Here is a 17,028-nt window from a genome sequence, read left to right as displayed (position 1 = left end):
AATAGTAATCCTATGGAAAAATTAGCATTTCAAGATGCTATTTCTTTGATTAGTTATATGTATCATCATGCAGAGGATATATTAAAGAGTTCTAAATCGTTGTTAAATCAAATTTTAACTACTACAAAAGAAGGATTAAGCACATCATGGGATTATATAAAGAAAACTACTCCCGGCAATGTAGAGTACGATTTATGGCAAATGGAAAAGCAAGTACCTGAATCTGAAATAATAACTGAGAAAGCAAAAAGCGGACAACTGCGAAGTATAAAGATATCTTGCTTTTCGGTTGATTGCTCAAAACCACTTTTAAAAAAATAGCGATTTCTTCAACCGGCATCAGAAGAGGAGTTGAAGATTTTCTTAATCAAAAATATTTTGCTGATAAATTTACTGAAGAAGAACAAGGTTGTTTTGTCTTATTCTTAGCATATAAAATATTTAGATATGGTAATAAAGTATGTCTCAAATATTTTAGCGAGCAACAGCCGGAGCTAATTACAAAAATTTTTGATGATTATCCTCATTGATTCTTTAGGAGAGAGGCAATTAACATATGTATTAAAAATAAAGATGGTAGACAAAAAGCATGAGATGCAATAAAGTTAAAATCGTCAGATAAATTTTTTAAAGATTGCTTTGATACAGTATTCTCTAAGGTAGATGTTGTTGTAAACCTCATATTTGAAGAAGAACCTAAACCGAAGCACGTACCTAATGAACCTGAGCTTGTATTTAACTTAGAGCTCATACCTTTAAATATAGACGAAAATGATGATGTACTACCAACAAGTAATAGAAAATAACAACTAAATTTTTAAAATGACTAGCATATATCACATTCTTGACCGTGTGCCTGCTATTTATAAGCAGGACATGGAAATAGAGTATGAGCATTTGGCTATGCAATTAATTAAGTCCGGTAAATTACGGATAGATACTGATGATTGCTGCAATTTTGCAAGGTTTACCGAACCTGCTCTTAATATAAGCTTAATGGTTAGTCAAGAAGAACTAACAAGCCCGCATTTAATCCCTGAAACTACCAAGCTTTTTCAAAATTTATACAGAAATTCCGCTTCAGATCAAAAAATAAAATCAATTTTCGATAATTTAAAAAAGCAAATACAAAAGCTACAGCCGGTTAAGAAAGAAGTAACCGAAATGCTAGCACGTATTTTTGTTCAATCGGCTCATCCGATTGTAATAAGGTGGCTTCTTCTTAATAAGACGGAAGTATTTCTTACCTACTCACATAATATCGGCGATATGATGGATATGGTTAGCTGGCAACGAGTAGGCGGTAATAGCGGTATGCAAAGCACTAACGGCAAGGATGTAGCTATTTTTGTTTCATGCGGCGGTAATCCTTTTGCTGAAAACAATAAAGATCATCCGACTTACGGCAACGGCTTTGCTGCGGCAGCAAGACTTCAGATTATCGCAGCCCAAGAGCTTGGGCATTTTGCCGATATAAAAAGAGATGATAAAGGCAGGCAAATAACTCGCCATTCGGCTAATTTTTCCGGTACTAAAGCTACCGATAAAGTACGAATTGCTAGAAAAAATGACATAATACATTGTCATAATTTGCTGAGTAAGCTCCTTAAAGCAGGTATGAAAAAGCAATTAGATTATGAAACGAAACTTAAATTTTATAATACAAATAAAGTTAGCGGCTTAAAAGTTTATGCTATAAAATTTATGATTTTTATATATAAATTTCGGCTTTTAAATTATAGCAGTAGGAATAATCTAATATTTGTAAGAAAATTTAAAACCGATGAATATATGGCATTAATGATTGATGCTATGTTTAAAGATATGCAAGCTAATTTATCACCAGCAGCTGACGTGTATAAAAATAAAAATCCTGAAATTGAAGAAGCGATAGCCTGCATTGAAGCCTTAGCAAGAGTACCGCAACAAGCCGTAAAATGGGGATATTTAACTACCAAAGAAACTATGCATGACCTTTATAAAATATATTATAACGAGGTTATACCTTCTTTAATTACTAGCTATAATGCTATCACCGGTGAAAATTATCAACGTGATTTTAAAAAGCCCAAAAGTAATTTCTTTTCTAAAATCAATATCTTTAGTAACAAAAAGTTAGTACTAAAACCGGTTAGGGAATTATGAGTATACTGATGTGAAATGAAGAATGGTAGACGAAGATTAACTTCAAAAAGAGCAAGGAATTCACAAGGCGATGAGGCATTGCTGTGTGGATATTGTTTTTTCGTCATTGCGAGGAAATTTACAAAGTAATTTGACGAAGCAATCTCAGGAGTTTGTTATTATTTCATGAGATTGCCACGCAGCCTACGGCTGCTCGCAATGACGATTTGGTATCCCGCACAGGAATGATATTTTTAGAACAATATCTTTAACTTTAATGAACCTTTGGTGGCTAGTATATTTGCTGCGTAAATTACAGTTATACGTTGCAAATAGCTCAATATTCTTATGAGCGGTAAGTAAACTTGCACCTACATTATAGCCGACTTTCGGTGTGCTGCTACTTGTAGTGTTCTCAAAGTAATTATCTGCCCAAATAAATCTAGCTTTCACCTTAGGTTGCTTATTGCTAAAGCTATTTTCTACAGAAGCATGTAGTCCCGGTACTATTTGAGTATCATTTGATAATCTCTTAGGAGCGGTTAATTTTATGCCTGCAATCCCTGTAGTTAAGTTACCGGACTTACCAGCGACATAAATATTATTGATACCTGTACCGGTTTGGGTATCTTTATATGTATTATATCTAATACCGATATTAGGTATTAAATTTATACCGTCCATGGCAGAGAATTGATAACCGACATTACCCCCTCAAAACCATAAGCTTTGCTTGTATATTTACCGCTAGCAGTTTTATATCTATGAAGTCCGACCGGTCTTAAGTCCTTTTTGTTGATTTTACTGTTACTTGCTGAAAATATTTCTTGTAATATAAAGCCATTACTAAATTGTTGTTGACCGTATAGAGAAATAATATAGCTTTCTGCCGATAATTTATCACCAGTGCTTGAACCTTTAAACTTAAAGTCAGAGTTCATACGGCTATATACAATACTGACAAGACTATTTTCCCCGATGTAAAACTCACCGCCGATCGTGCCGCCGGATACCGTGCCTTTATAGCTAGGATTACCTTTATATGCATCTTGATTACTTGAACCGAAAGTACCGGCAACCCATAATCCTTTTTTAGTAATTATAGGGTTTGCTTCATCACCTGCTGCAACGGCTATCATAGTACCGCCTGATAAGTGATTATTAATACTAGTAGTTACTGCTTCAGCTGTAACTACACTAACCGATCTTGTTCCTTGCTCGGTTAAATGCTCTACTACTTTTTTTGCATTATCAGGTGCAACTTGAGCTAAGTTTGCTACGAATAATCAGAATTGTTCTTGTTTTGTTTTACTCACTACAACAGTATCATCATTAGCTACTTCTTTAAGCTCAGCTTTATTATTTACTAATTCCTTAGCAAGCTCTACAGCGTGTTTTTCAGGATTTTGCATAACAAGTGCAGATTTTTCTCTAATCACTTCTTTTGTGCTTCCGCTACAAAAGTATTTTCCGTATGGACAACGATAGCATTATTGATTGCCTCAGCTAATTTTTGCAACTCAGGTTTTTTAACATATTCCTCTCTACTCTTATTTCGTTAGCTTGACGTTGCCGATACTCCGCTTGCAGTCTTTGCTGTTCAGCTCTTTCGTTAACGCTGAGCTTGTGCTTGTTGCTGTGCTTGTGCATCTGCCGGTACTACTAAACCGGTTAGGTTAGCTTATGTCTCTGCATCAACTTGATCTTGTCTAGCTTGAACCAATTCTAGAGCTATATTATCAATTGGTTATTGTATCTCGCTGCAGTACTGCAATTTGTACCTGTACTTCTCTTTGTGCATTTGTTAAGTCCAGCTGTGCTACAAACGAAGCGTTACGAATATCAAATAAAGCTTGCTGTGCTCGATTTTAGTCCCCTATATCGGCTTCTGCACGTGCAGCATTTAATCGTTGCTGTGCATCTGCTAATTGTTGCGGATTCTCAGCTTGTATTCGTGCCAGTGCATTCTGTGCTTGCCTTAACCTTAAGTTTTCTCTGTCTACTTGTTGCTGACCCCTCACCGGAGCCACTACCATATCTTAGTCGTGCTTGTCTCTGTCCTAACATATCTACTGTTTCTCTTGCTACTATTACGTTTCCTACTATCGCTGCTTCCACTCTTACTTGAGCATGTGCCGGTTGTGCCGCTGCTTGCACTCCTACTTGTTGTACTTGTAATCCTTGCAGTAAAACAACGGTTCCGGTAGCTGCAGTATCAGTATATCCATTAGGAACAAACTCCATTACTCATCCTCAAAATTGATAGTACGGCTACATTATTCGCCATGTGAGCCCTATTAATATTAATCACAATATTTGTACCGAATGCCGTAGGGAGATTTTGAAAAACTATACCGCTTTCTCCTAAAGCATTTATAGTAATATTGCCTTCAAATACTACATCACCGGTAAAAATTACGTTACGTCTAAGATCGAATGTCGAGCCGTTAAAGTTAGCATTACCGTTAATTGTAATGTCCTGCGTGCAAATATTATAAGTTCCCGAATCAAAATTAGTTTGTCTAGAATGAATATCATTATGCAATTTGTGTTCATGATTACCTTCAAACATCACTTTAGAAACTTGTTTGGTTTGTGAGCCGATTTCATAAATATCAGGAATCTCTACGAAAGTTACCTCTCCTCTCATAGTTTTAGTATTAGTAATATTACCGGTAAAACCTTTATTAACCCTTACCTTCCCAAAACTTATAAACTCTAAATTTCCTGTATCTATTACACTGCCGTTGCGATGTTTCATATCAACTTTTTCTTTAAATACAAGCTCAATAGATTCAACGGCACTAATATCATTACCGATAATGGTTAGCTCAGAACCTGTTCCATTACCGCTTGTAAGCTTTAGCTTTGCTTTTGCATTATTATTGGCGCCATATGCAAGAGGTGCTCCTAAAGCATTTTGAACTGCCCTTTGAGTTTGCGGATTGTCAACATTAGTTATATTGTTAATACTAACTCTTGTAGTTGGATTGCCTTCAATAATAGTAAATACCCCATTAAAACCATAAAGATTAATATCATTAATATTAATATTTTTGGGCAAAATTAACCCTATGGTTATTTTCTGCGATAATAATATTGTCATTATCTTGTGGAAGATAATGGTTGTGATTATATCTCAAATCATTCATCGTACCTATATTAGAAGATGGATTTCCCGCCGGAATAATATCCGCCGCAAAGCCTCCCATGCTTGCAAGCAGCCCGATACTACTGGTTGCTAGTAAAATTTTATTAAAAAAAAGTTTTGTTCTTATTAGTTATAATTTCCCCTATAACTTATTGCTTTTAATGATTTTACCACTTAACTTATCGGTCATTATACACTATTTATTTACGACGCACAATAATTAATGAATAAATTTACTATTAGTTAATATTTATTAATTATTTACGATGGTGTGATTTATGAAATTTAAGGGAAATAGGCTGGTTTAATGAAAGGTAGGGGTTATGGTGTTTGTTTGGTAGGTAATCGTCATTGCGAGCAGGCATTGCCCGCATGGATCAGTTTTCCGGTGTCATCCCGTGGTCAAGCCACGGGATGACACCGAGTGCGTTTTTCGATCCGCACAACAATGTCGTAATTTCCTCGCAATGACGTCAAAATAACATCCTATTCATCATATATATTAGAAAGCTCATCTTGTAATTCTCGAGAAAATACATCCTCATCATCGTTAGAATCATTCAATTTCTTAAGAGAGTTTTTGAAATTATTTAGGTCTTTATTTTCAAATATTTCAATAGATTTTAAAGTCTCATTTGGAATTATAACTATAATATTTTTACTTAATTCATATAAATAATCAGTGGTAACGGAAACTTTCAGTACTCCTCCATATTTGCTCTGTTTACTACTTACTACAAAATCTTTTAAAGATTTACTTTTAAAATAGTTTTCAGAAGTAAAGATCATTGTTATAAAAAATAGTACTAACGAGATAGTAGTACCTACGGCAAATCCTGCCAATAGCCCTAAAAATCTGTCAATAAAACCGTTTCTCATAAATGAAATTATAGCAAGAAATTTATAAACTATAAAAACACATAAAATTAAAGCAATAACATAAGATATAACACCGGCAATAATTATTCTTATAATCTCATTATCCATATATTTCCCGATTAGGTCAGAAATATATGGATATAAAAAATATCCTAACATTATAGAAGTAATAAAACCGAGTATTCTAGTTACAAACCCGATTATGCCTTGATATAAGCCGAAAAATGAGAAAAGAGTAATAATAGCAAAAATAGTAATATCAAAAAATGTGATCATTATTGTTAACTTCTATTGAATAATTGGATTTAAATCTTATATATTTAAATCTTATATAATTAAAGTTTTATTTATGGGCGATACAATTTTTCATAACTTATCCGGTAAAACACTAGTTGCTACACCGCATGTAATTACAAAAGGCATTTACCATAAATCCTTAATTTATATGTTATCACACACGGAAGAAGGAGCAATAGGATTAATATTTAACCGCTTAGTAAATCATATAGATTTAAAATCGTTTTTTAAAATAAAAAATGACGAAATAACAACCCCAGTTATGGTTCCTATATATCTTGGCGGACCCGTAGAACATGAAAAAGGGTTTTTTCTTCATTCTAGCGATTATAATAAAAATTTGTTATTGGATTTCCATAATGATTTAGCAATAAGCTCTAATTTAGAAATTTCAGAAGATATAGCTTTCGGTAAAGGACCTAAAAATAGCTTATTCATTGTCGGTTATACAGCATGGAAACCAGGGCAGCTTGAAGAAGAATTAGAGACAAATCTATGGCTGGTTATGGATTGTAATAAAGAATTTATTTTTGCCGATAATCCTGAAAGTAAATGGCATAATGCATTAAAACACTTAGGCATTGATGAAATACATTTCTCATCACAAATAGGAAATGCTTAGAGATTATCTGTTAACCATTTTTCGGTAAGCCTAAGCAATAATGCTTTAAAAATTTTCCCTGACTGCTAATTAAATACACAAAATTAGAATGTTGTAATTCATATTTGTTTGTTTTTACATCAAATATTTTGGATGTATAGAAGACCTTAAATTGATCTGCTAATTGTTCAATATCTTGGACTCTCCCTGTTAAACCTATAAAATTATCATCTATTTTTTCTAAATATTTTTTTAATACTTCACTTGTATCATGCTCAGAATCTAGAGTAATAAAAACTACTTGTACTAAAATATTCTCTTTCTTCAAAATCTTAATAATATCTTCTACTCTTTTTAGTGTTTGATTGTCATATAAGGAATAGGTAGTACCAAAATAAATCAAACTTAAATGACCTTGCAAATGGGTACTATCAAATTTCTTTCCTTCTTGATCTATAAGAGTAAACTTAATTTTAGGCGAATCGTCCATATTACTAGTTTTCGCACCAATCTTAAGCTTAGACGGAGTTAATGAAGAATACAATAAACATAAAAATATTATGCCCGTAATCATAGCTAGGGCTATAAAAATTTTTATAATATACATTTGGTTTTTATTATTTCTCATAACCTAAGTAATTATTAATATTTATTTATAATAAACCTTATTCTTATCATATATGCAATAAAAATCATCTTTCAGTATATTAAATATCGTAATATCTAAATTGTGATATTTTTAGTTAATTAATTTATTAACTAAATTGAAATTTTTTGAGTTAAGATTATTAAATAAAAAAACAACTAAGAAACAGATTAATTATGTACAATTATACCGTTTATGTAAAACGTTTAAATGATAAATTTAAAAAACAAGAACATACGGAAATAGTAGATAGTACTATTTCTGAAGACCATTTATTTCAAATACTAAATGACAACAATAATGCAACTCAACCGATACAAACACTCCTAAATCAAAATTCGTTTGAAATAACAAATAATATTGAACCCAATAAAGCAGAAGATATGAGGGATATAATGATGTGTAAAAAAGAAGAAATAAAGAAAGCAGAAATGGAACATTTTATATCCGATATGTTAAAGGATAAAAATTTTATCGACTTAATTAATAAAGATAGTGAGAAATATGAATCTATTATTGATAGGAGTAATAAAGCTATAATTATATTAGGGCAAGAGAAAGAAGATTTAAAGCTCATAGCTAATTTTTCTCAAAGACGGTGAATTAATATTAGAAAGTAATGAGTATGGAGATTGGGACTTCTCAAAAAAAGTCTAACAGAAAGTTCAAATATTTTAGATAGTTTTTATATAAAAAACGAAAAATATTTAACATATAACAGTTCTTATTTGGATGCTGCTAATTCATCCTCTGAATCTACTATTGACAAATTTTTCCTACAAAAAATTCTAAGTATGACTCCTACTAAATTTATATTAGCAATAAAAAATAGTGAAACCAAAAACTCTTACTCTTCCCTTGGCAAAGCCAAAATAGAAAAACTTGTCGGTATATTTGAACAATTTACTAAATTATTGAGATATATTGATATAAATGAAGGTAATTTATCTATAGTAGTGACCGGATAGCCCAAGCAAGCAATAATCATACTCGTATATCTAAAATTATTGATGACACTATAAAACTCGGTAATTTTAGCGATGAACAAAAGAGTATCATTAATAAAATAAAAGATTCTATTTATTACCTCAAGCTAGCGAACAAGCACAAGACTGTACAAAGCTAGTAAATATTAGAAATGATAATTATATCATTCTAGATGAGTATAATAAAAAAACAATCGATGACGAAAATTTAACATATATTTTAAATTCTATTAATGTAATTAATAAAGACGTACCAATTAGTATCAATGAGCTTAAACATATATAGAATATAATTTAAGTTTTGAAGATGTGTTGCCTAAAACAGACAAATTGAAACAATTAATAGATATAGTAAATTATTATAAACAGTTAGAAGACAATGCCAAAACTATAGGAATTTTCTTAGAAATCGTTAAAAAATTAAATCAGCTTTTAGAAACACCGAAATCAGAAAATAAATTAGAGAATCTTCTAAATTACCTTAAATATTTATCTAACATCAAATTTTCTGAAAAAGAAAATTTGGTTACACTTAATTCTGCAAAATGGTTTAACGATTTATTTACCTCGGGGCATATAATATAAAAGAAAAGTTATTAGAATCATTTAAGCATACAATATGCACAGATAAAGATTCATTTTATAACAGATTAAATGAGACTATTGAAAAATTTTATGAAGATATCAACAATAACGATGTTTTAGACTTAAAAGTAATCTATAATATATATAACTTAAAAAACTTTTTACAGCATATAGTCTATTCTAGCACTGATGTTGAAAATTTAGATATATTAAATTATTTTTTACAAAGAGCTGTAAGAATATTAATAATATATTAGGTATAACTATAAATAATAGCATTAGTAATTTAGAAAAACTAATAGGCTCAGTCAGCAAGCAAGAAGCTAAATCTCTTTGGAAGTATATTACCGCCTCTAAATCTATTACAGAAATATCTCAAAATCTCGATAAAGTAATATATGATAAGCTTTTACATCAGCCTGTGTTACCTGATCAAGCGCTACCTATTTATAATTTATTAGAAAAATTACTAAAAGAAACTCATAAATCTATTAATGATTGTTATAAAAATGAAAACTTATATAAACATCAATTAGCAAAAATTTATTGTCAACAAGCACAAATCTGTACACCTAATGGCTCAACAAAACTATCTAAAGACTCAATAGGATTGTATGAAAACGCTGCTAACCTTGGTTCTGAAGAGGCAAATATAAAACTTGGGAAGATTGAATTTAAGAGCGGAAATTATGTAAAAGCTTTAGAATATTTTAAAAATACTACTCATATATCTTATGCAAAAGATGCTTTTAATAAATTATTACATCTCAAAGAATCAGAACTAAAAAAGAAAATACAGCAAAAGAATCCGCAAGATATAGCTAAATTAGCATCAGAAATAATTGAATTATATTCAAGCCAAGGTGATTTTTATAACCAATATAATCTAGATATATCAGAAAAAAGTCTGCAAGATTCACTAAAAGTATTTTGTCTTAATACGAAAGCTCTCATAGAAGAACGAGGAGGACCTAAACCTTATGGAATATTATATGATTTGTCTAAAGGGTTAACATCAATAATTTTTTCACCGTGTAGTCAACTTAAATTTATACAAAAAACTGAAAAATATAAAAATTTAGCAGAAAAATTTAATATCTCTTAATACAATTTTTATAGACAAGCAGAAATGTGGTGCTAGTATAAAAATAGCTATATTTAACGATGAATTAGATTATGACAAATAATCAATTTTCCGAAGATACCAAAAAAATTGCTGATCAAATAAAAGATGCATTAATGGGTATTAGTGACGATCTTGTACTTGAAAGTAAAGAGGTAGAGGAAATTTTTGAAGAATTAAGCCAAAATGAAGAATTTGAGTATGAGATGGAACGAATGCTTGCTATCTTAAATGAACAAACTATGGATTTAACTCAACTGCAAAGTCGGATTATCTTATTAATCCGTAAGTATTTAGGTAAAACTAAAAACTTAAAGCTTAAAATGCTTAAAATGGATGAGAAGCTCATTAACAAGAATGTTGCCGAAGTCAGTAATTATTTAATACATCAGCATTCTAAAATAGTTAGAGATGCTAATAAAAACCTTGCAAACCCAAAAGACAAATTACAAGGTTTAACCAAACAAGCTAGAATAGACTTAAAACGTTTATTAAAAAGCTTTGCCGTTTACCAAATTTATATGTTTATGAACCCAAAAAGAATAGCAGGCGAAACGAAGCTAATGAACTTCGCCTATAATATGATCAAAGGGGGCATGAAACTCGCTAAAAAATATGAAGGCGGCAAGGAACAAGAAATTAAATCATATTCACCTAGACTTATTAAAAAACTTGAAAAAGCTCATGTCGGCTTTAAAAAAAGTGGCGGTATATCAATTTAACTATTGTATCTTTTATAAAGAGCTTATACTAAACTAACATTAATATTATGATAGGTATCAAGCTTTCAACTTAAGTTATTCATGTAAACTTAATATTTTCAGAACTAATAACTTGGGTATATCTTGGCTGCAGTACTCAAGAAAAACACCACGCTCAACCTGTAAAAATTAACATAAAAATAAAACTCTTTCTCTTAACTCCTCCCCTTGCTACTGTAACGGATAATATAAACGATACTGTTTGTTATGCAGAAATCGTACGGCTAGTACAAAAACTTTCTCAAGAAAATCACTTTAATCTTATCGAGTATTTAGCCGCACAAATATATGATATTATTTATCAAAATTTTATCGAATCTAAATTAGAAAAGATTTTTCTAAACTTAACCGTTACTAAATTAAAATCACCGGTTTCAGGAGTGCATGGCGGAGTTTCTTTTTCTTATTCAGGAAAGGAGACACTATGATTTATATTTCTATAGGCAGTAATTTAGGTAATAGACTTTTAAATATTAAAAAAGCGCTAAATTTACTAAAAAGTTATGATTTTGTATTGCTTAAGCAAGCTATTATTTTTGAAACACAAGCTATTCTACCACCTAATGCAGATAAAGCTTGGGATAAATCATATTTAAATATGGTGGTGCAGGACAAAAGTACTTTAACGCCTAGTAAACTTCTAATTAAGCTTAAAAAGATTGAAAAACAACTAGGTCGAGCAAGCTCTTACGATAAATGGTCTCCAAGAGTTATTGACTTAGATATCCTACTTTGGAATAATTGCAATATAGATTTACCTGATTTAAAGATACCACATCCTGAATTATTAAACAGACCGTTTCTTATTCATCTAATTGCAGGTTTAAGCTTGGAATGTCGTTATTCATATCCGATCAATAATTTTTACAACAATAAAACCTTTGCAGAAATAGCACATTTAATTGAAAATCAAGGAGTTATACGCTCTCTTGTTTTAAATCCTCAATTTGTCGGTATTTTAAACATTACTCCTGATTCTTTTTCAGGATTGAGTTTTCATAAAGGAGATGCCGTGAGAAATTTTGTACGCTTGATAAATGAAGGGCTACAATAATTGAGCTTGGATCACAATCAACACGTCCTTCTGCTTTAATTATTAATGAAGATGAAGAATATGCAAGGCTTAATAATGTTCTTGAAGAGCTTAAGGAAGTTATAGTCAGTATTGATAGTTTTATTCCTGAAGTAATTAAACGTGTTTTTAAAAATACCCTATTTCCTGTATCAACTTGGTTAAAAATAATCTAGATGATTATACATTACGATTAATTGCCGATTATAATTGTAAAATTATTACTATGCATTCATTAACCGTTCCACCGCAAAAACAAAAATGTCTTGATTTCGATAAATCTCCGCTTGCTAGCTTAAATATATGGACAGAGCAAGAAATAACAAAATTAGAAAAATGTGGATTTGATAGAAAAATATCATTCTTGATCCTGGAATTGGTTTTGGAAAATCCGTTTATCAAAATTTATATATATTACAACATATTAAAGAATTTAAAAATCTAGGATGTGAGATATTGCTAGGACACTCACGAAAATCTTATATTTCTGCTTTTTATAATTCCAAAGCATCGGAAAGAGACTTAGAAATAATAGCAATATCAAAATATTTAATGGAAAACGTAGTTGATTATTTACGAGTGCATAATGTTATAGAGCATCAAAGATTTTTTGTAGCAGACCATATGATTCACTATATCTTATGAAAAATAGAAAAATCATCGGTATAATGGCATGTGACCCACAAGGGGTGACAGGTAATAAAGGTCAGATGCCTTGGTCTTATACTAAGGAGTTTGAATATTTTTATCAGACAGTGAAAAATAATATTATAGTCATGGGACGAAAAACCTTTGACTCTATACCTACAAAGATTTTAAAAAATTGTATTTGTATTGTTTTTTCAAGAAATACACCATTACAATCTTATAATAATATATTTTTTATTAAATCCTTAGATGATTTTTGGCAGGTAATAAAACCTTTTACTGATAAGAAAATTTTTATGGTTGGAGGGGCAGAAATAGCAACTCTTTTCCTAGAACAAAATCTTATTTATGAATTTTTACTTACAAAAATAAATAAAAATTATGATGGAGATACTTTTTTGCCTCTTAATCTTTTAGCAGAATGGCATTCTGTAATAATAGATAAGACAAACAATTATCAGATTTATAAATTTACTAAGAGGAGGTAAGATGAAATTTTTAGAACAGCTTAATATAAAAATCTTGAGCAATATAACCTCTTAAATCATCCATTTTATCAATTATGGCATATGGGAAAACTTACTCATTCTACTTTACAAATTTACACAAAAGAATATTATCATCACGTTACAGCTTTCCCACGTTACATTACAAATGTAGTGATATACAAGCTAGGCAAATATTACTTGGTAATCTTATAGAAGAAGAACAAGGTGAAGAAAATCACCCGGAACTATGGAAACGTTTTGCTGAAGGACTTTGTTTAAGAAACCAACGCACTTCAGAACCTAAATTAGACTCAACTTAAAAACTTGTTCAAGGTTATTAAATTAACAGAGAAATCTTTTTCTATAGGTCTTGGAGTACTTTATGCTTATGAGCGTCAGACTCCTAAAGTATCTGACTCTAAAATTCAAGGATTACAAAAATTTTATGGAAATTCAGATTACAGAACTTTACAATTTTTCATTGTTCATAGTAAAGTTGATCAATGGCATACACAAGAATGTGCAAATTTGATTAATAATTTAAGCTCAAAAGAACAAAAATTAGCATATCAAGGAGCAAAACTACTATGGCAATTTCTAGACGGTATAAATGCAACGTATCAATAATTTAACTATTATTCTTTCATAAAATGAAAAATATCTTCCTACATTCCTTAAGTCTTGAGAATTATCGTAATTTTAAAAATCTTGAACTAAAAACAGATAATACACCAATAATTTTAATAGGTGAAAACGGTAGCGGTAAAACTAATATTTTAGAAGCTATATCGCTATTTTATCCAGGAAGAGGACTGAGATCAGCAAAACTTGCCGATGTATTCAAAACTTCAGAAGATCATTGTCTAGTTAAAGCTCTATTGCAAAGTAAGCTAGGACTTGCAGAATTTACCACCCAATTTAAACGTAGTTCTAATAGAAGGATAACTAAGTATAACGAAAGTAAAATAGCCAATAATGAGTTAAGTAAATTCACTAGCATGGTATGGCTGACTCCGCACATGGAAGGAATCTTTACAAGCGGTAGCAGTGATAGAAGAAAATTTCTTGATAGAATAGTTTATAATTTTGATCCAAAGCATGCAGAGCTAGTTAGTAAATACGAATATTACATGCATGAGAGAAATAAAATTCTAGTAGAAGATATAAGAGATGATAATTGGCTTAAAATTATTGAAGAAAAGATGGCTGATATTTCTAACCATATTGCTAATAATCGCTTAAAAACCTTAGAATTTATGCAGCAAGCAATAGATGACCTTGAAAATGAATTTCCAAAAGCCGATTTATCGATTGACGGCATTGTTGAACAAAAAATATTAAACGGTAAAGAAAATATTGTTAGTTTTATTATTGCAGAACTTTATCAAACAAGAAGCAAAGATAAACTACTTGGTCGCACTAGTTTTGGAGTTCATAAAAGTGACTTTTTAGTAAAGCATCAAAAGAAAAATATCTTAGCCAAATTCTGTTCTACCGGTGAACAAAAAGCTATATTAATTGCAATAATCCTTGCTGAAATGAATTATGCTATAAAGCTAACTAAAATAGCACCGATTTTACTTTTAGATGAGGTCTTTGTGCATTTAGACGACAAAAGACGTCAATATTTAATCGAATTTTTTACCGGCTTAAACATGCAACTATGGGTTACCACTACCAATCTAGAGGGAATAGAAAATTTTGCAACTAAAGCACAATTGATTAAGTTATAGTTTGTTTAATAATGTCATTCCCGCTTTCGCAGGAATGACATCAAGAGTATTTTCTGATCCATAAAATAAAGCACTATCCCAATCAGCTTCACAAGAAAAATTTACAACATCCTTCTTGATTTTTATCGCACCTCTTAAAAAACCAAAATAACTATTATTATTTTTCATAAAATAAAATTACTCTTCACTTACTATTATATGAGCATTAGTTAAATTTAAAGTTTTTTGTATATAAATATATTGCTTAATCTTTTGAAACTGCTTAAAATTAATTTTTAATTTATGTAAATACTATGACAAAACAAGCTAATAAAATATCCTATGATGAAGTACCTTATTCTCCATTTACTTTCAGTTATACCTCCCCACCTTATTTAAGAACTATCGGCAAGCTATTCGGGCTAAACCCTCCACCTCTTGAAACTGCTAAAATACTTGAACTCGGTTGTGGAATCGGTGTTAATCTGCTTAACTTTGCTGAAACATATCCTAAATCACAATCTCTAGGTGTTGACTTATCCAAAACACAAATAGAATTAGGTAAAAAAATTATCAGTGATTTGAAAATAAAAAATGCCGAACTAAAGGCATTATCTATATTGGACCTTGATGAGTCATACGGTAAGTTTGATTACATAGTTTGTCACGGCGTATATTCATGGGTACCTGAAGAAGTACAAGATAAAATACTCGAAGTCTGTAATAAACTGCTAAATCCGAACGGCATAGCTTTTGTAAGCTATAATACGCTCCCGGGCTGGAATATGCAAAGAACAATACGTGAAATGATTATGTTCCATTCAGAGCTATTTAATACTAGCCATGATAAATTACAACAAGCTAAATTACTTTTAAAGTTCATCAATGACTCATTAGAAAGCTCCACAACGCCTTATTCTAATTTCTTACGAGATGAAACAAAATTATTATCTGCATATACGGACTCATATGTATTACATGAATATTTAGGCGAAATTAATACAGGTACATATTTTCACCAATTCATAGAAAAAGCTCAAAAAAATCATCTAAATTACTTAGGTGATACGTCGCTTACTGCAATGTTTATCGGTAATTTACCTACTCAGGCAGCAGAAAAGCTACAAGCCGTTAATGATATTGTTCGTACTGAGCAATATATGGATTTTATCACTAATAGAAAGTTCCGCTCGACATTATTATGTCATCAAAACATACCTATAAACAGAAAAATTGAATTTAATAATTTAAAAGAGTTTTTTACTAGCCTTAATATTAGACCGGTAATTCTAGAAAAAGCTGTTGATTTAACTAACGAACAGGAAAATGTTAGCTTCTATTACGAAAATTTACCTGAGCCTTTTATTTCAACCACTTCGCCGATCATGAAAGCTATTTTATATGTATATGCCGAAAATATTAGCAATCCGATAAGCTTAGAGCAAGTAGCAAAAGAAGCTTTTAAAAAGCTTGGTAAATATCAATTACAAGATTTCTTAGCAGCATTAGAACAGCATTTTATCATATTCATTTTTCAAGGTTATCTCAAAATATTTGAGACTAAACCTCATGCTATAGCAACTATCACCGAAAAACCTAAAACTAGCGAATTTGCAAGATACCAAGCAAAACAAGCATATTTTAATAATGTAACTAGCGTGTTTAGCGTCACTAATAGACTTAACGATATGGTAGGTATACCGATACATGAAAAATATATTTTAGAAATGTTAGACGGTACGCATAATATTGATGATATTAAGAAAGGCGTTCTTGAAAAAATTAATTCAAAACTTTTAACTGCTCGTGACGATAAAGGACAGGAAGTAACAGATCCAAAATTATTAAAAGAATTTGTTGACTATGTAGTTAATACATCCCTTGAGAAATTCCGGATGAATTATCTGTTAGTAGAGTAATTAAAATGTTCGTGGTCAAGTCTGCTTTGTTGCATG

The 17,028-nt window shown here is 30.7% G+C and carries 21 protein-coding genes and 3 pseudogenes; 17 read left to right on the top strand and 7 right to left on the bottom strand.

Annotation, left to right across the window (positions count from 1 at the left end; genetic code table 11):
• Positions 1–289 precede the first annotated feature (289 nt).
• Positions 290–806 (top strand): annotated as a pseudogene (locus tag RJP_RS10085) (hypothetical protein).
• 16 nt (positions 807–822) lie between these two features.
• Positions 823–2,145, top strand: coding sequence for a DUF2748 family protein (locus tag RJP_RS00300; RefSeq protein WP_014120454.1), 1,323 nt, complete (start codon positions 823–825; stop codon positions 2,143–2,145).
• A gap of 183 nt (positions 2,146–2,328) precedes the next feature.
• Here RJP_RS00300 and RJP_RS10950 read toward each other — a convergent pair whose 3' ends face one another.
• The 5 genes and pseudogenes from RJP_RS10950 to RJP_RS00275 all read right to left on the bottom strand — a co-directional run bounded on the left by RJP_RS10950 (position 2,329) and on the right by RJP_RS00275 (position 6,430).
• A complete protein-coding gene (locus RJP_RS10950) occupies positions 2,329–2,808 on the bottom strand; it encodes an autotransporter domain-containing protein (protein ID WP_162098705.1) in 480 nt (159 codons plus the stop codon).
• Positions 2,796–3,263, bottom strand: coding sequence for an autotransporter outer membrane beta-barrel domain-containing protein (locus RJP_RS10945; RefSeq protein WP_162098694.1), 468 nt, complete (start codon positions 3,261–3,263; stop codon positions 2,796–2,798). The genes RJP_RS10950 and RJP_RS10945 overlap by 13 nt, the downstream gene beginning before the upstream one ends.
• 147 nt (positions 3,264–3,410) lie before the next feature.
• Positions 3,411–3,563, bottom strand: coding sequence for a hypothetical protein (locus RJP_RS09390; protein ID WP_162098693.1), 153 nt, complete (start codon positions 3,561–3,563; stop codon positions 3,411–3,413).
• A gap of 766 nt (positions 3,564–4,329) precedes the next feature.
• Positions 4,330–5,276 (bottom strand): annotated as a pseudogene (locus RJP_RS00280) (hypothetical protein); the annotation flags it as partial.
• 485 nt (positions 5,277–5,761) lie between these two features.
• Complete coding sequence (locus RJP_RS00275; RefSeq protein ID WP_014120453.1) at positions 5,762–6,430, bottom strand: CvpA family protein; 669 nt, start codon at positions 6,428–6,430, stop codon at positions 5,762–5,764.
• Between the two features lie 73 nt (positions 6,431–6,503).
• On the opposite strand from RJP_RS00275, the gene RJP_RS00270 reads away from it, so the two are divergent.
• Complete coding sequence (locus tag RJP_RS00270; protein ID WP_014120452.1) at positions 6,504–7,073, top strand: YqgE/AlgH family protein; 570 nt, start codon at positions 6,504–6,506, stop codon at positions 7,071–7,073.
• A gap of 10 nt (positions 7,074–7,083) precedes the next feature.
• Here the strand turns inward: RJP_RS00270 and RJP_RS00265 are convergent, their stop codons facing one another.
• Positions 7,084–7,680 carry an SCO family protein gene (locus RJP_RS00265; protein WP_014013763.1) on the bottom strand — a complete coding sequence of 199 codons (597 nt, stop codon included), beginning with the start codon at positions 7,678–7,680 and terminating at the stop codon, positions 7,084–7,086.
• 194 nt (positions 7,681–7,874) lie between these two features.
• Between RJP_RS00265 and RJP_RS00260 the strand changes: the two genes are divergently transcribed.
• From RJP_RS00260 to recF, 13 genes and pseudogenes are all read left to right on the top strand, one after another.
• Positions 7,875–8,300: a hypothetical protein gene (locus RJP_RS00260; RefSeq protein ID WP_014120451.1), complete on the top strand. Its 426-nt coding sequence runs from the start codon at positions 7,875–7,877 to the stop codon at positions 8,298–8,300.
• A 30-nt stretch (positions 8,301–8,330) separates the two neighbouring features.
• Positions 8,331–8,666 carry a hypothetical protein gene (locus RJP_RS00255; protein ID WP_231839103.1) on the top strand — a complete coding sequence of 112 codons (336 nt, stop codon included), beginning with the start codon at positions 8,331–8,333 and terminating at the stop codon, positions 8,664–8,666.
• Positions 8,667–8,996: 330 nt separating this feature from the next.
• Positions 8,997–9,269 carry a hypothetical protein gene (locus tag RJP_RS00250; protein ID WP_024704425.1) on the top strand — a complete coding sequence of 91 codons (273 nt, stop codon included), beginning with the start codon at positions 8,997–8,999 and terminating at the stop codon, positions 9,267–9,269.
• A 421-nt stretch (positions 9,270–9,690) separates the two neighbouring features.
• Positions 9,691–10,374, top strand: a complete 684-nt coding sequence (locus RJP_RS07290) for a hypothetical protein (protein WP_024704424.1) — start codon at positions 9,691–9,693, stop codon at positions 10,372–10,374.
• A 71-nt stretch (positions 10,375–10,445) separates the two neighbouring features.
• Positions 10,446–11,114 carry a DUF5394 family protein gene (locus RJP_RS00240; protein WP_014120450.1) on the top strand — a complete coding sequence of 223 codons (669 nt, stop codon included), beginning with the start codon at positions 10,446–10,448 and terminating at the stop codon, positions 11,112–11,114.
• Between the two features lie 77 nt (positions 11,115–11,191).
• A complete protein-coding gene (locus tag RJP_RS07285) occupies positions 11,192–11,581 on the top strand; it encodes a dihydroneopterin aldolase (protein WP_323811207.1) in 390 nt (129 codons plus the stop codon).
• Positions 11,578–12,207 (top strand): 2-amino-4-hydroxy-6-hydroxymethyldihydropteridine diphosphokinase, encoded by a 630-nt coding sequence (gene folK / locus RJP_RS00235; RefSeq protein WP_081700744.1) that lies wholly within the window; start codon positions 11,578–11,580, stop codon positions 12,205–12,207. The genes RJP_RS07285 and folK overlap by 4 nt, the downstream gene beginning before the upstream one ends.
• Complete coding sequence (locus RJP_RS07280; protein ID WP_081497954.1) at positions 12,204–12,401, top strand: dihydropteroate synthase; 198 nt, start codon at positions 12,204–12,206, stop codon at positions 12,399–12,401. The genes folK and RJP_RS07280 overlap by 4 nt, the downstream gene beginning before the upstream one ends.
• A 206-nt stretch (positions 12,402–12,607) precedes the next feature.
• A pseudogene (locus tag RJP_RS10070) lies at positions 12,608–12,870 on the top strand (dihydropteroate synthase).
• Positions 12,867–13,361 (top strand): dihydrofolate reductase, encoded by a 495-nt coding sequence (locus tag RJP_RS00225; protein WP_024704422.1) that lies wholly within the window; start codon positions 12,867–12,869, stop codon positions 13,359–13,361. The pseudogene RJP_RS10070 and the gene RJP_RS00225 overlap by 4 nt, the downstream one beginning before the upstream one ends.
• 81 nt (positions 13,362–13,442) lie before the next feature.
• Complete coding sequence (locus RJP_RS07270; RefSeq protein ID WP_081497870.1) at positions 13,443–13,574, top strand: hypothetical protein; 132 nt, start codon at positions 13,443–13,445, stop codon at positions 13,572–13,574.
• 111 nt (positions 13,575–13,685) lie between these two features.
• Positions 13,686–13,988 carry an iron-containing redox enzyme family protein gene (locus tag RJP_RS00215; protein WP_024704420.1) on the top strand — a complete coding sequence of 101 codons (303 nt, stop codon included), beginning with the start codon at positions 13,686–13,688 and terminating at the stop codon, positions 13,986–13,988.
• 23 nt (positions 13,989–14,011) lie between these two features.
• Positions 14,012–15,094 carry a DNA replication/repair protein RecF gene (gene recF, locus RJP_RS00210; RefSeq protein ID WP_014120449.1) on the top strand — a complete coding sequence of 361 codons (1,083 nt, stop codon included), beginning with the start codon at positions 14,012–14,014 and terminating at the stop codon, positions 15,092–15,094.
• On the opposite strand, the gene RJP_RS09385 is transcribed toward recF, so the two are convergent.
• Positions 15,089–15,262 (bottom strand): hypothetical protein, encoded by a 174-nt coding sequence (locus RJP_RS09385; protein WP_162098692.1) that lies wholly within the window; start codon positions 15,260–15,262, stop codon positions 15,089–15,091. The genes recF and RJP_RS09385 overlap by 6 nt on opposite strands.
• Positions 15,263–15,387: 125 nt before the next feature.
• On the opposite strand from RJP_RS09385, the gene RJP_RS00205 reads away from it, so the two are divergent.
• Complete coding sequence (locus RJP_RS00205) at positions 15,388–16,992, top strand: methyltransferase regulatory domain-containing protein (protein WP_014013752.1); 1,605 nt, start codon at positions 15,388–15,390, stop codon at positions 16,990–16,992.
• Positions 16,993–17,028 lie beyond the last annotated feature (36 nt).

Source organism: Rickettsia japonica YH (assembly GCF_000283595.1).
GTDB lineage: Bacteria > Pseudomonadota > Alphaproteobacteria > Rickettsiales > Rickettsiaceae > Rickettsia > Rickettsia rickettsii.
This window is presented reverse-complemented; position numbering and strand designations above follow the sequence as displayed.